14 protein-coding genes are annotated in these 15572 nt (G+C 40.2%); 13 read left to right on the forward strand and 1 reads right to left on the reverse strand.

Going from position 1 to position 15572, the window contains the following annotated elements; translation table 11 throughout:
• Positions 1 to 337: 337 nt before the first annotated feature.
• The 13 genes from BM102_RS11830 to BM102_RS11885 all read left to right on the forward strand — a co-directional run bounded on the left by BM102_RS11830 (position 338) and on the right by BM102_RS11885 (position 14414).
• Positions 338 to 751: a hypothetical protein gene (locus tag BM102_RS11830; RefSeq protein ID WP_090482229.1), complete on the forward strand. Its 414-nt coding sequence runs from the start codon at positions 338 to 340 to the stop codon at positions 749 to 751.
• Between the two features lie 66 nt (positions 752 to 817).
• The gene (locus BM102_RS14365; protein WP_155952523.1) at positions 818 to 994 is read left to right on the forward strand and encodes a hypothetical protein; all 177 of its coding nucleotides are present in this window, start codon (positions 818 to 820) and stop codon (positions 992 to 994) included.
• A gap of 146 nt (positions 995 to 1140) precedes the next feature.
• The gene (locus tag BM102_RS11835; protein ID WP_090482232.1) at positions 1141 to 2052 is read left to right on the forward strand and encodes a DMT family transporter; all 912 of its coding nucleotides are present in this window, start codon (positions 1141 to 1143) and stop codon (positions 2050 to 2052) included.
• Between the two features lie 42 nt (positions 2053 to 2094).
• Positions 2095 to 2901: a nickel pincer cofactor biosynthesis protein LarC gene (locus BM102_RS11840; RefSeq protein ID WP_090482236.1), complete on the forward strand. Its 807-nt coding sequence runs from the start codon at positions 2095 to 2097 to the stop codon at positions 2899 to 2901.
• Positions 2902 to 2925: 24 nt separating this feature from the next.
• Positions 2926 to 4296, forward strand: a complete 1371-nt coding sequence (locus tag BM102_RS11845; protein ID WP_090482239.1) for a sensor domain-containing diguanylate cyclase — start codon at positions 2926 to 2928, stop codon at positions 4294 to 4296.
• Positions 4297 to 4304: 8 nt separating this feature from the next.
• Positions 4305 to 5240, forward strand: a complete 936-nt coding sequence (locus tag BM102_RS11850; protein WP_044939148.1) for an AraC family transcriptional regulator — start codon at positions 4305 to 4307, stop codon at positions 5238 to 5240.
• 234 nt (positions 5241 to 5474) lie between these two features.
• Positions 5475 to 6839 carry an ABC transporter substrate-binding protein gene (locus BM102_RS11855; protein WP_090482242.1) on the forward strand — a complete coding sequence of 455 codons (1365 nt, stop codon included), beginning with the start codon at positions 5475 to 5477 and terminating at the stop codon, positions 6837 to 6839.
• A 107-nt stretch (positions 6840 to 6946) separates the two neighbouring features.
• On the forward strand, positions 6947 to 7828 hold the full coding sequence (locus BM102_RS11860) for a carbohydrate ABC transporter permease (protein WP_177194966.1): 882 nt from the start codon (positions 6947 to 6949) through the stop codon (positions 7826 to 7828).
• Between the two features lie 16 nt (positions 7829 to 7844).
• On the forward strand, positions 7845 to 8657 hold the full coding sequence (locus tag BM102_RS11865; RefSeq protein ID WP_090482251.1) for a carbohydrate ABC transporter permease: 813 nt from the start codon (positions 7845 to 7847) through the stop codon (positions 8655 to 8657).
• Between the two features lies 1 nt (position 8658).
• Complete coding sequence (locus BM102_RS11870; protein WP_090482254.1) at positions 8659 to 11676, forward strand: beta-galactosidase, LacZ type; 3018 nt, start codon at positions 8659 to 8661, stop codon at positions 11674 to 11676.
• Positions 11677 to 11734: 58 nt separating this feature from the next.
• Complete coding sequence (locus BM102_RS11875; protein WP_090482256.1) at positions 11735 to 12262, forward strand: DUF6106 family protein; 528 nt, start codon at positions 11735 to 11737, stop codon at positions 12260 to 12262.
• 18 nt (positions 12263 to 12280) lie between these two features.
• Positions 12281 to 13450: a galactokinase gene (locus BM102_RS11880; RefSeq protein ID WP_090482258.1), complete on the forward strand. Its 1170-nt coding sequence runs from the start codon at positions 12281 to 12283 to the stop codon at positions 13448 to 13450.
• A gap of 181 nt (positions 13451 to 13631) precedes the next feature.
• Positions 13632 to 14414 (forward strand): Rpn family recombination-promoting nuclease/putative transposase, encoded by a 783-nt coding sequence (locus tag BM102_RS11885; protein ID WP_090482261.1) that lies wholly within the window; start codon positions 13632 to 13634, stop codon positions 14412 to 14414.
• Positions 14415 to 14496: 82 nt separating this feature from the next.
• Here the strand turns inward: BM102_RS11885 and BM102_RS11890 are convergent, their stop codons facing one another.
• On the reverse strand, positions 14497 to 15474 hold the full coding sequence (locus tag BM102_RS11890) for a diaminopimelate dehydrogenase (protein ID WP_090482264.1): 978 nt from the start codon (positions 15472 to 15474) through the stop codon (positions 14497 to 14499).
• Between the last annotated feature and the right edge of the window lie 98 nt (positions 15475 to 15572).

Genomic DNA, 15572 nt, shown 5'->3' on the forward strand with positions numbered 1-15572 from the left:
AAAGAACTTCTCCATCGGTGTTAGTGATAAAGCAATCATGCTTATCTTTAGCGACATCAATTCCTACAAAAATCATATAGGACCTCCTTAAAATAGATTGATACTGTTTTAAGATCCACAGGGCTCCTTGCAATCGTAACCTACTTCTTGATAAACCGTCATGCGGTAACTAACTGATTAACAAATAAACAAAGAGACTGTGGTTGGAGCCTCTACTAAACCGTCTATGCGGTAGGAGTAATAAACCAATCCACAGCATCTTAAACAGCATAGTCGAACCTATAGAAAAGGTAAAGAAAGACTATGACTAATACTAATAGTAGGAGAATTAATAGTTATGGAAAAGACAAAATTAGGTTTACCAGTAGGTTTATTTGGAGCATTTGCAATTGCAGCAGTTGGTTTTGGCGGATATGTAGCAACAGCTCTTGTAGTAGGATATGTTCTTCTTAGAGAAGAAAACACATGGTTAAAGAAGGCAGTAGTTAAGGCTGCAGCAACAATGGTATTCTTTGATTTCCTTATTGCATTAGTTGGACTTATTCCAGACGCTGCTGATTGGGTTGTATCTCTCATCAATGTATTTGGTGCAGATATCTACGGAAACTTTGTTTCAGATATCTTCAACCTTGTATGCCGTGTTCTTAGCATTTGCGAAGATATCATTTTCATCGGTCTTATCTTCAAGGCTCTTAACCAGGGCACAATTGCTATTCCATTTGTTGATGGTTTAGTTGACAAGAATATGTAATACAAATTTCATCATTTAAACAAACTAATTTGTTATACTGACCCCACAGTAAAGGTGGGATGCAGTATGGATTACAATTGGGAAGACGAGAGCAAGCCTTACAGCTCGGATGATGCATACGAGGATTTAGAGAAGCTTAAAGAAATGCTTCACGAAGCTCAGCGCAAAATCAACAGAGGCAAGCTTGAGAAAAGCGATATTGATTTGAGTATCAATATCGAAATGGATGAAAATAATAAATAGTGTTTAAACCCCTGATTAATTTTAATCAGGGGTATTTTTTTATATAAACCGTGAAAACTCGGTGAATTTTGCAAAAAAGATTGCGTGCTACTTATTAAAAAATATATAATAAACCCGTAAATTAAATAAAGAAATGAGGAAATATTATGTGGTTATTTTTTACCCTCGCAACAACCTTTATCTGGGGTCTTGCGGAGCTATTCTATAAGAAGGGAGCTAACCCGGACGAGAAGTTCGCTCATTTGAAGATATGCGTTTCCGTAGGTGTCATCATGGGTATGCATGCAATCTTTACATTGCTTACTCAGGATATTGGATACGATCCAATCAACCTTGTTCGCTATCTTCCAGTATCCCTTTGCTACATTCTTTCAATGGCATTTTCATTCTTTGGAATGCGATTCATTGAGGAATCAATTTCAGATCCAATCGAGAACACATCAGGTGCTATCGTTTCACTTATGTGCGTTATCATCCTTGGTGAGACAATTGCAACAGGCTCAATCATCGCTATCGTCATCATTGTTATCGGTATTCTTGGACTTGGCTTCCTTGAGAACAACGGCGATACCGACAGAAAGAAAAAGCTTGGAAAGAAGATGGCAATTATAGCATTTGCGATGCCATTCTGCTATGCAACACTTGATGCACTTGGAACATTCCTTGATATCTATTATTTGGAAATGGAAACAAGCCCACTTGCAAACGTAAACGAGGCAACAATCGAAGAGGTAGCTAACACTTCTTACGAGCTTACATTCTTCATCTGTGCAATTATTCTTTTACTTTTCATGTGGAGCCGTGGAGTGAAGTTTGAGCTTCCAAAACAGAGAGACAAAGTACTTGCCGGTGTTTGCGAGACAGCAGGTCAGTTTACATACGTATATGCCATGAGTGGAAACGGTGCAATCGCTGCTCCAATCATTTCAGCAGTTTGCGTAGTATCACTTACACTTTCAAGAATCTTCCTGAAAGAAAAGCTTACAAGAAAGCAGTATCTATTCTTGTTCCTTGTTATCGCAGGTATTCTAATTTTAGCGACAATTGAGGGAGACTAAAAATCGTAAATACGATATAATCAAGATAATAAAGGAGACAAAATGGGGCGTACATTATATTTGGAATGTAATTCAGGCATCAGTGGCGATATGACTGTAGGTGCGCTTTTAGACTTGGGGGCTGATAAGCAATACTTATCCGAGGTCCTAAGTACAATAAATGCTGAGGGCTTCAAGATTGCTTACAGCAGAGTGAAGCGAGCAGGCTTGGATTGCATGGATTTTGATGTAATCCTGGATGATGAGCATGATGGTCATGACCATGACATGGAGTATCTTTATGGACATCTCCATGAGGAGCATCATGAACATGAGCATCATCGCGAACACCATCATGAGCATAGGGGCATGAAGGAGATAAATCAGATTATCGATTCTGCAGCCCTTACAGATAGAGCAAGAGAGATTGCCAAAAGAATTATTAATGTGTTGGCAGAGGCAGAATCAAAGGCTCATGGGGTACCAGTGGAGCAGGTTCATTTCCACGAGGTTGGGGCTATTGATTCTATCGTCGATATCATTTCCATCGCAGTTTGCATGGACAATCTGGATATCACTGACGTGATTGTCCCAAAGCTGTACGAGGGCCAGGGAACGGTCAGATGTCAGCATGGCATTTTGCCAGTGCCAGTGCCAGCAGTAACCAATATTGTTTCTAAATACAAAATTGGATTAGAAATTCTAGACATCAATGGAGAGTTAGTTACTCCAACAGGAGCTGCCACAGTAGCGGCACTTAGAACAAGCGACACATTGCCAAAGGAATTCGTTATCGAAAAGGTTGGCATGGGTAGCGGAAAACGGGACTATGGTTTAGCAGGTTTTTTACGAGCAATGATTATTAAATAATCGGGGAGAAAAGGGGTTTCTTACATGGAGAAGATTGAAGAATTTAAGGATTACTCAGCTAGTGAAGTTTTGTATATGCTAAAGGATTTGCCTGACGCATGCTGCGTTTTCAGGATTATGACAGATCCTTTTGGCACTGTACATGACATGCAGTTCATTTTCGTAAACGAAAAATACGCATCTTTAGTTGGAAAACCAACAGCGGAATTAATGGGTGCAACATACTATACAACTGTTGCAAACAGGGATGAGGATTGGATAAGGCTCAGCTATCAGGCTGCAGTCATGCGCCAATCTGTCATCAACCGCACTTTCAATACACAGTTCAATAAATGGTTCGAATTCTGGGCAGTTCCAGTTTATAAAAAAGGCTTTTGCGCCTTCATCATTCATGATGTTACAGCTGAAAAGCGCAAGGAGGAAAACCAGGAAATTGTATCTAATTCTAATAATCTAATCTTGGATTGCGCCAAGGTTCTTTCCACAAGCGATTTTAAAAGAGGTATCAAGGCTACACTTAAAGCTCTTGGAACAAAAATAAAGGCAGACAGAGTCTATATTGTAGAGTCGAAGGGCGGTGACCTGGGAGATATCTACGAGTGGACAGACAAAAAGAGTGGCACAGGCCTGCCAAACAGAAAAGACTTTGAGAGATTCGATTTCTTCACAATGTGGGATAAGCAGTTGCTGGAGAATAGAGTTGTAATTGTTGAAGATACGAAAGAAATCATTAAGAAAAATAAAGAAGTATACGAGGATGTGCTTCAGGGAACAATTTCCCGTTATATTATCACGGCTATACAGGACAAGGGTGAGACAATCGGCTATCTTGTTGCCGACAATTTCTCATTGTACCTGGATATAAATCTGGCAGAAGTATTTGAGACAGTTGCCATCTTCATATCTGAGGAGCTTAGAAACTACATCCTTGGTCAGGAAATGCAATATATGAGTTCACATGATGCTATGACAAACCTTAGAAACAGGAATGCATTTACAGCAACTCTAAACATGATAGAGGGTATGAAGATACCTGTTGGCGTGTGCTTTGCTGATATTAATGGCCTTAAGGCAATCAACGATGAGCAAGGCCATGATGCAGGTGACGAGCACATAAGAGAAGCGGGAGCCATTATAGAATCAGTCTTTAAAAAGAAATATAGCTACCGAATTGGTGGAGATGAATTTGTGGCAATCGTACCTCAGGTAGAAAAAGAATATTTTGAAGAGCTGGTAGCAAAGCTTAGGAAAAAATGTAAAAAAGTATCAATGGCCATAGGAGCAACATGGCAGGAAAATGCAGAAAATATGGAAGAGATGATTAACACTGCCGACAAGCTGATGTACAATGATAAGGCAGAGTTCTATTCTGCAAATAACGATCGAAGACACTAGGATTTATTATGGCAAAACAGAAAAAGCAGATTGAATACAGATATTATGAGATTCCTGAAGGCCATTATGTAATGGCTCTTTTGGGCGATAGTTGGGTTCGTAGCTACGGAGCGGAGCAGGAAAATCTGCTTCATTTCCACAACTACATGGAGATTGGTTACTGCTACTGGGGCAATGGCCAGCTCACAATCGAGGAGGCCAATGTTAATTATAAGGGCGGTATAATCACCATCATCCCAGAGAATATTCCACACGAGACCAAAAGTATCAACAATGGAATCTGTAAATGGGAGTACCTGTACATCGATATTAACAGCTTCATTAAGAAGGAGATGCAGTTCAAGCGCATGCTTCCTGAGGAAGTAATAAAGCGCCTTAACAGTCAGGGCTATGTAATTCAGTGGAATCAGAATAAGACATTGAATACCATTGTTAGAAACATTATTGAGGAGTATCGTGAGCAAAAGCCTTACTACAAGGAATCTGTAAAGGGCTATCTGAGAGCATTCATAGTGGAGCTGCTTCGTATCAACGAGGATATGAGTTCTTCCCTTACAATCGAGGAGAAACGCTTAAATAGCTATATCGAAAAGAGTATAAATTACTTTGCAGAACACTATGCAGAGGAAATAAAGATGGCAGATGTGGCCGATGAATGCGGTCTTTCTGAGAGCCATTTCAGACGAATATTCGAAGAGACCATGAGCATGAAGCCTCTTGATTATTTGAACATGGTTCGAATAGACAAGGCATGCGAGATAATCCAGAACAAGGATTACGCCATGGAAGAAGTTGGATTTAGAGTTGGATATCAGACTCCATCCACCTTCAATCGTAACTTCAAAAAGCTCACTGGCAAGACTCCATATCAGTGGAAAAAAGAAGAGAATCATTTAGGAATAACAAAAAAGAATTATCAAATCAGTGCCAAGAAGGGATGGTGATTTAGCTAACGCTAAATCGCCATCCTTTTTTCACGTTCTTAACATATTTTCGTAGAAAAACAATTATTTAACAATCTTTGAGAGTCGAATTTGCACTTTTTTAGAGCAAATTTGTCAGACAATAACTATATATAACTAGTATTATGACCATATGAGGGGTAGGTATTGGGTAATAAGTTGTGCATGATGCACAATAACCCCCGAACAATTTAAACAAATAAGGAGAAGAAGAGAATGAAGAGAAGATTACTTTCACTCATGCTTGTTGGTGCAATGGCAGCTTCTATGGTAGCATGCGGCAGCTCAAGCTCAGACACAGCAGCAACAGGCGATGCTGCAACAACAGAGGACGGCGCAGCAGCTGCAGCCGATGTTCAGTCAGATGACGAGAACACACTTACAGTTTATGCTTGGGACGAAAACTTCAATATCCCAGCACTTAAGGCAGCAGAGAAGGATTATCAGGATGTTAATCCAGATTTCCATCTTGAAATTATCACACAGTCACAGTCTTCAGACGTTGAGAATGCTGTAACACTTGCAGCAGAGGCTGGCGACTACAGCACATTACCAGATATCGTACTTTTCCAGGATCACTACATCCAGCAGTACGTTACAAATTATCCAGATGCATGGCAGGATGTTGACGATGCAGATTGCGATTGGTCAGGACTTGGAGCTGAGAAGCTTTCATACTCTACAATCGATGGCAAGCATTACGGATTCCCTGTAGATGCAGGAACAGCAATCTTTGCTTACAGAACAGACCTTCTTGAGCAGGCTGGTTACACAATCGATGATGTAACAGGTATTACTTGGGATGAGTTCGACAAGATTGGTGTTGATGTTTACAACGCAACAGGCAAGTACTTACTTTGCATGGATGGCGATGGAAACGACTTATTCTACATGATGCTTCAGGCTGAAGGTGCTTCACAGTTTAAAGATGGTGAGCCATACTTCACAGAGAACCAGCAGCTCGTAGATGTATTTAACGTAATCGTTAAGCTTGCTCAGGACAATGTTCTTTACCTTGCAAATGACTGGTCAGATTACACAGATCAGGCTATCCAGGGCGACATGGTTGCAGGTGTTTACAATGGTAACTGGATCATTCCTACAATCGAGCAGGTTGCAGATAACGCAGGTAAGTGGGAAATCACAACAGCTCCTACACTTACAGGTGCAGAGGGATACGCTTCAAACGGTGGTTCTTCACTTTACATCACAGCTAACTGCTCAAAGACAGATCTTGCTAAGGACTTCTTAGCTTACACATTTGGTGGTCGTTCAGCAGAGGACGGACAGTCTACAACATATGATGAGGCTCTTACAAACGGTGGTGTTATCGGAACATGTGCAGCAGCTGCAGAGTCAGATGTTTACCAGCAGGGTGTTGCTTACTTCAACGATCAGCCAATCTATGCAACAATCGTTGAGTACACACAGCACGTACCAACAGTTGAGCAGTCAGATTATCACTACTCAGCACGTACACAGCTTGCTACAGCTCTTCAGAGCGTACTTACAGATGGCGTAGATGTTGATACAGCACTTGAGAATGCAGAGCAGCAGCTCAGATTTGATATGGGATTATAATTCCAATCAATAAAAAAGTATTAAAAGATAATTTTTGGGGAAGTGGTAAACCCACTTCCCTTTTTTAAAAAGAAGAGGGAATCGCCGTGGAAAAGAAAAGAAGAGGAATGACGCTTGCTAATAAGCAATTAGCAGCGGGCTGGATTTTCCTTACACCAGCAACAATACTCATTTTCATAATGAGCTTTTATCCAATTATTAAAGCTTTTATTACATCATTAAAAACAGGTAAGGGTGTCAATATCGCATTTGCTGATCCACTTACCTACAATTACACTCGAATGTTACAGGATAGTATTTTCATGACATCCATGAAAAATACATTCTTTTATTTAATAATACAGGTCCCTATCATGCTGATCCTTGCCATCCTTTTGGCACAGCTTCTTAACAACAAGGACTTAAAGTTCAAGGGACTTTTTAGAACATGTATCTTTTTACCATGTGCTACATCACTTGTTTCATATTCTTTGATTTTCAAGTCAATGTTTGCAACACAGGGTCTTATCAATTCAGTTCTTATGAAGATTGGTATCATCAGCGAGAACATCAACTGGCTTGGAACTCCAGCAACAGCAAAGGCAGTAATCATCATTGCTTTGATTTGGAGATGGACAGGATACAACATGGTATTCTACCTTGCAGGACTTCAGAACATTGAATACTCAGTATATGAAGCTGCAAAAATCGATGGTGCAAGTGGTTGGAAGACATTCTGGTACATTACAGTGCCACTTCTTAAGCCAACAATCGTTATGACAGCAATCATGTCAATCAACGGTACATTACAGCTCTTCGACGAGTCAATGAACTTGACTAGTGGTGGACCTGCAAACTCAACAATCACAATGTCACACTACATTTACAACCAGGCATTTGGTCAGGGTGTTGGACAGTTAGGATACACATCAGCAATGGCATTTATCGTATTCATTTTGGTTGGAATTCTAGCATTTATTAGTTTGAAAGTAGGTGATACACGTGACTAAAAAGAGAAATAAATCAATGATACAGCGTAGGCTTATACCTACTTACATCTTTTTGATAATCTGCTCGCTAATATCAGTATTTCCACTTTATTGGATGATTGCAGCAGCAACAAATGAATCGCTTGCAGTAGCTAGAGGTTCAATTGCGTTTGGAAATCAGCTTGCTGTAAACTTTGCGCACTTAAAGAACGCAGTGCAGGGTACTCTTTGGAGCAGTATGGGAAATTCATTCCTCTACTCAATCGTACAGACTGTATTTACACTTTTTGTTTGTTCAATCGCAGGCTATGGCTTTGAGCTTTATCACGACAAGGGCAAGGATAGACTTTTCGGAATTCTTCTTCTTGCAATGATGGTTCCAGCAGTAGCAACAATGGTTCCTTTGTATGGACTTATTTCGAAAGCGAAATTACTTAATACTGTATGGGCTTTCATCCTACCAGGAATTTCAACACCATTTATGATTATGATGTTCAGACAGAATTCTCGTAATTTCCCACCTGACATCATGGAAGCAGCCAGAATTGATGGACTACCTGAATGGAAGATTTTCTTCAAGATGTATGTTCCAATTCAGAAATCAATCTATGCAGCAGCTGCTGTTATCACATTCATGAACGCATGGAACGCATATATGTGGCCAAAGGTAGTAATGAGCGACAACCGTGCTCAGACAATGCCAATGTTCATCGCAAACATTTCAAGTGGTTACACCGTAGATTACGGTATGACAATGCTTGGCGTATTGTTCTGCTCAGTACCAACAATGTTTGTATTCTTCGTACTTCAGAAGCAGTTTGCAGAAGGAATTACAGGATCGGTAAAATAAAATGAATGAATTCAATTATGAAATTGTAAAAGACCCAAGAGTTTTTCAACAGAATAGATTAGATGCTCACTCAGACCACGAATTTTATGACAGCGAAGCATATGCATACGGTGAAAAATCTAATTTCAAGTACTCTTTAAATGGCACTTGGAAATTTGAATTTGCCAAGAATTATGAGTGTTGCGACAAGAACTTCTATGAGGATGGAAGAGATTGTAAGGGATGGAACGATATTAAAGTCCCAGCCCATATCCAATTAGAAGGCTACGATAAAATCATGTACGTGAACACTCAGTATCCATGGGATGGTCACGAGGCCGTAGAGCCTGGCGAAATACCAACAGAGGAGAATCCAGTTGGTAATTACGTCAAGTATTTTACAGTTCCAGAATTCATGAAAAATGGTCCAATCTACATCTCATTTCAGGGTGTGGAAAGTGGATTTGCACTCTGGCTTAACGGCCAGTATGTTGGTTATAGCGAAGATTCCTTTACTCCAAGCGAGTTCGATTTAACACCTTTCATCAGAGAGGGCGAGAACAAGCTGGCAGTTCAGGTGTTCAAATGGACAGCTGGAAGCTGGTGTGAGGACCAGGATTTCTTCAGATTTTCAGGCATTTTCAGAGAGGTTTATCTGTATACAGTTCCGGAGACACACATTCGCGACATCCGTATCCAAACCCTTCTAGATGACGATTATAAGGATGCTACTCTTGTAATTGATATGGATGTTGTTGGAGAGGGACTTGTTCAGATGACTCTTTCTGATGATGATGCAGATGTGCTGAACAAAATGGCAGTTGAAAATGGCAAGAATCACATGGAAATTCATGTGAGGGGGCCAAAGCTGTGGAGTGCAGAACATCCTTATCTTTTCGATTTACAGCTCAATGTATTCGGCCCAACAGGCAGACTTTCAGAGGTAATAAAGGAAAAGGTAGGCTTTAGAAGATTCGAGATGAAGGACCATATGATGCACATCAACGGCAAGCGCATCGTATTCAAGGGCGTTAACCGCCACGAATTTTCTTCATCAACGGGACGTGCCCTTTCAGAGGAGGACATCCTCAAGGACATCATTACAATTAAGCAAAACAATATAAATGCAATCCGTACAAGCCATTATCCAAACCAGACATTCTTCTACAGATTGTGCGATATATTTGGATTGTACGTTATTGATGAAACAAACTTAGAGACTCATGGAACATGGCAGACACCTATCCAAATCCTGAAAATGAGGGATGATAGCTACGCTGTTCCAGGAGATAGACCTGAATACACAGACAACGTTATCGACCGCGCCCACAACATGTTTGAGCGTGACAAGAATCATCCTTGTGTCCTGATTTGGTCACTTGGAAATGAAAGCTACGGCGGAACAAACCTTAGAAAGATGCAAGACAAGTTCCATGAATGGGACAACACACGTCTTGTACATTACGAGGGTGTTTTCAACGATAGAAGAGTAGATTTATCAGATGTTGAATCTACAATGTATGTCTATGTAAAAGATATTAAGAAGTGGCTTTCAGAGCATAAAGAGAAGCCTTACATCAACTGTGAGTACATGCATGCCATGGGAAATAGCTGTGGCGCCATGAGCAAGTACACAGAGTACGCTTATGAGGAGCCATTGTTCCAAGGCGGATTTATCTGGGATTACATCGACCAGGCCATCACAAAGAAAGATGTAAATGGCGTTGAATTCGAAGGCTACGGCGGAGATTTCGATGACAGACCAAACGACGGCAGCTTCTCAGGAGATGGCATCTGCTACAGCAAGGACAGAGAGCCTAGCCCAAAGATGCAGGAGGTTAAATTCGATTATTCAAATATCAAGATAACCTTTGATGAGGGCAAGGCCATCATTGAAAACAGAAATCTGTTTACAAACACAAATGAATACACAGCCATTCTTACAGTAGAAAAGCTTGGCGATTTAATAGCAGAAGAGGAGCTAGTGATTGATTGTCCTCCGCTTGAGACTACGGAATATGCGCTAGAGCTTGATTTGCCAAGGGATGATGAGTATGTGGTAACTCTTTCATTCGTGCTTGCAGAAGATACAATGTGGGCAAAGGCAGGCCATGAAGTAGCTTACGGCCAGACAACAGTTGGCCGCTTCACCTTCGAAAGAGGACCAAAGCAGCAGCTTAAGGTTACTCAGGGATTCCATAACCTGGGTGTAAAAGGCGATGATTTCGAGGTGCTATTCGTAGGACAGAAGGGCCTTAGCTCATACAAGTATCATGGCAAGGAGCTGTTAAAGCGCATAGTAATGCCAAACTTCTGGCGCCCAATGACAGAAAATGATTTGGCAAACCAGTTGCCATTCAGAGCGGCTCAGTGGAAATTAGCAAGCAAATACATCTCAACATCAGTTATGGATCAGGGAATCAACGAGTTCCCACAGGTAGATGCCACAGATGAGCGAGTAAAGGTAACTTATACATATCACTTAGCTACAAAGCCTGCAGGAACATGTCAGGTTGAGTATGTGGTATATGCAGATGGACTTGTTGAGTGTAGTTTAAGACTTCCTGCATCAGCGGAAATAGGCGAGCTTCCAGAGCTTTCAATGACATTTGCACTTGATAGCCAGCTTGAAAACCTGGAATGGTACGGCAAAGGTCCAGAGGAAACATACAACGACCGTGACCATGGCAAGCTAGGAGTATTTAGAAATAAGGTAGCTGATAACATGGCTAAATACTTAGTGCCACAGGAATGCGGAAATCACCAGGATACAAGGTATGCAAAGCTTACCGACAATCGAGGAGACGGAGTCCTCTTCCTTACAAAGAACAATGGATTCTCGGCCCTTCCTTACACAGTACATGAAATCGACGAAGCAATGCATCCAACAGAGCTTCCACCAGTTCATTTCACACACGTGCGAATTGGCAAGCAGATGGGCGTTGCAGGAGATGATACCTGGGGCGCAAAAACACATCCAGAATTCATGCTAGATAATAGCAAAGACATGGAGATTTGCTTTAGTTTCAGGGGTATATAAGGTATAATTAGATTCGGCTACACACGTGGCCGGATCTTTTTATTTAGGAGGTAGGATAATGTTTGAATCAAACGACACATTCGTAGAAGAGGCAGTAAAGGTTATAGAAACAGCCCAGGATAAAACAAAAAAAACAGGTGCTGCTGTAGCAACATTCTGCTTATTGGTTGGTACTGTTGGCTATTCAAGAGGGATTTTAACACTTATAATGGCGATTTTGCTCATTATTATTGGTATATTTACGATAATCTTATATTCGAACAAAAACATCGAATATGAATATGACTACACAAATGGTAGCCTTGAGATTGCGAAAATCATCAATAACGAAAAGAGAAAAAAGGTTGTGACAATCGAGTCTAGCGAGATAAAGATGGTTGCAGCAGTTGGAACAAACGAATCACTTAAGTTTGATCATGTTCAGCTTAAGACATATGACTGCTCAGCACACAATGAAGAAGTAAAAGATTACATCTTAGTGGCTCATAGCGAGGCAAAAGGCAACGATTTTAAAGTAATATTCAATCCTACAGACAAGTTGCTTACAGCAATGGAGAAATACAATAAGAGAGACATTTATCGTTAGAATTAAAGGAGAAATGTGATGAACGAGCAGGAGTTAAAAGTAATTTTTGAGGAAAAGTTCGGTCAGGGTGGCGATATTCGCACATACTTTGCACCAGGCCGTGTAAATCTTATAGGAGAGCACACTGATTACAACGGTGGTCACGTATTCCCATGTGCCCTTACAATCGGTACATATGCAGTTGCAAGAAAGCGCGAAGACAGATTAATCAAGCTTTACTCAGCAAACATCGAGCATGTAGGAGTTATCGAAAGCTCGCTTGATGACCTTACAAATAAGGATGCATATCACTGGGCAAACTATCCACTTGGCGTAGTTTGGGCTATGATCGAGAAGGGTTCGGAAATTAAATCAGGATTTGAAATGTGTGTTTGGGGCAATATTCCCAACGGTTCAGGCCTTTCGTCATCAGCATCACTTGAGGTACTTACAGGCACAGTAATCACTGATTTATTCGGTATCGACAAGACAATGACAGAGTTAGCCCTTATCGGACAGTACTCTGAGAACAATTTCAACGGATGTAATTGCGGTATAATGGACCAATTTGCGGTTGCAATGGGTAAAAAAGACCACGCCATTTTCCTTGACTGTGCAGATTTATCCTATCAATATGCCAGCGTAAAATTGGACGGAGCAAAGATTGTAATCACAAATTCAAAGGTAAAGCACTCACTTGTAGACAGCGCATACAACGACAGACGAAACGAAAGCTCACAGGCTCTCGCAGATCTTCAGACAGTATGTGGCATAAGAACACTTGGAGATCTTACAGACGAAGAATTCGAAAAGTATGGCTCTGCAATCAAGGATGAAGTAAACTATCGTCGTGCAAAGCATGCAGTAGCTGAGAACCAGCGTACAATCAAGGCAGTAGATGCTCTTAACAAAAACGACATCGAAACATTCGGCAAGCTTATGAATGCCAGCCACGTATCACTTCGCGATGATTACGAAGTATCATGCGAGGAGGTTGATTTCCTTGTAGAGACAGAGTGGAGCGTTCCAGGTGTAATCGGCGCCCGCATCACAGGAGGCGGATTCGGCGGCTGCACAGTAGCCATCGTAAAGGACGAAGCTGTTGAGAACTTCAAGGAGACAGTAGGAAAGGCATACAAAGAAAAGTATGACTTAGACGCAGAGTTCTATGTAGTAGACATCGGTGATGGAGCTAGAAGATTAAGCTAATAAAAGATTTTGTAGGGAGGCTATCCGAAAGGGTGGCCTCTTTTTTATGTGGACAATGATATATATTTCCTGTAATATACTTGTCGACGATATTGGAGTTCTTTTTTCTTATTTTCAATTTTAATTCTTTTATGACTTCACAGTTAGAATCCCACGATGATATAATAAAAGGAGAATAGTATTGAATCAGAAAATTTACGACGAACTTAGTTTTACTGATGATTTTATGTTTTGTAAAATCATGTTAGACAACAAAGATATTTGCAAAGAGGTAATAGAACTTCTTCTAGGCATTAAAGTACATGATATTCAATATCCAGAAAAACAAAAGACAATAGAATTAACATCTGATGGTAAGGGAATTCGTCTTGATGTTTATGCTGAGGATGGAAATAAAGTATATGATATAGAAATGCAAACAACCGTAAATAAGGATATTCCAAAGCGTTCAAGATACTATCAGGGTATGATTGATCTAAATTTGATTAGCAGAGGTGCTGAATATTCGGAATTAAAGGAATCGTTTGTTGTTTTTATTTGTCTAGATGATTTATTTAACCGGAATAAAAGCATTTATACTTTTAAGAATGTTTGTATTGAAGACAAAGATTTAGAATTACAAGATGAAACAACAAAAGTCTTTATAAATGCTAATGGCTCCAGAAATAATCTTACTAACTCGCAAATTGCATTTTTAGATTATATATCTGGCAAAGAACCTACAGATGAGTTCACTAATAGGATTAATCTGGAATTATCCAAGGCTCAAAGCAGAGAAGAATGGAGGCTTGAGTATATGACATTATTACAAAGAGATAGAGAAAAATTTGCTGAAGGTAAAGCTGAAGGGAAGCTTGAGGATATTCAAAACCTTATGGAAAACCTTAATCTTTCTGCTGAAAAAGCTATGAAAGCACTAGGTATACCTGAAAGTGAATACGAAAAATATAAAGAAATGCTATAAAGTATTTTTATTATCATAATCTAAAGAAAAGCCAATATGTAGGTTTAATCCGTACATATTGGCTTATTTTAATTGCTACCTTTTATAGGAAATGAGCGCGAAGCTCTTCTGCAGGAATTGGTGAAAGGTAAGCTGGTGCGATGTCGAAGACTGTCTTAGCACCTGTAGCGCCTTCCTTGTTCATGCGAGAAATTGCTCTTGCGTATGCTGTAAGAACAGCGCCTGTAAATTCAGGGTTTGAATCGAGGTTTAAGCTGTACTCGATTACGTGCTTGTTGCCATCAAATCCTGTCTCGCCTGTGTAGATAACGCTTCCACCGTGTGGTAAACCACTGTGGTTCTTCTTTAACTCTTCTGCAGAGATAAAGTTTACTGTTGTATCATAATCTGAGAAGTAATTAGGCATTTCCTTGATTTCCTTCTCGATACGTGCCTTATCAGCACCTTTCTCAACAACTACAAAGCATTCTCTTGTATGCTTTTCTCTTGTTGTAAGCTCTGGATTCTCACCATTTCTAACTCTCTCAAGTGCTTCTGGAACTGGAACTGTGTACTGTCTAGCATCAACAACACCTTCGATACGACGAATTGCATCTGAGTGACCCTGGCTAACGCCCTTGCCCCAGAATGTGTATGCCTGTCCCTTTGGAAGGATTGATGTTGCATAAAGACGATTCAATGAGAACATTCCTGGATCCCATCCACATGAGATAAGACCAAGCTTTCCAGCTTCCTTTGAAGCCTTGTCAACGTTTGCAAAATGCTCTGGGATTCTTGCATGTGTATCAAATGAATCAATTACATTGTAGAGCTTTGCGTACTTTGGTGTCATTTCTGGTAAATCTGTAGCACTACCTCCGCAAATAACAAGTACATCTATATCTTCTTTTCCTGTATCCAAATCTGCTGTAGATTTAACAGGTGCGTTAGACTTTACTGTAACTGTACTTGGATCTCTTCTAGTATAAATAGCTACAAGCTCCATGTCTTCGCTAAGAGTAACAGCAGCTTCTACACCACGTCCAAGATTTCCGTATCCTAAAATACCAACTTTAATCATGTCATACCTCCATTATTCTTTTTAATCTTTTGTAATTTTAAAACAAGGATTAGTTGTATGCAACTGTTTATATAAAAAGAGACTATCCAAATGGATAG

The organism is Pseudobutyrivibrio sp. JW11 (assembly GCF_900115355.1).
Taxonomy (GTDB): Bacteria; Bacillota; Clostridia; order Lachnospirales; family Lachnospiraceae; genus Pseudobutyrivibrio; species Pseudobutyrivibrio ruminis.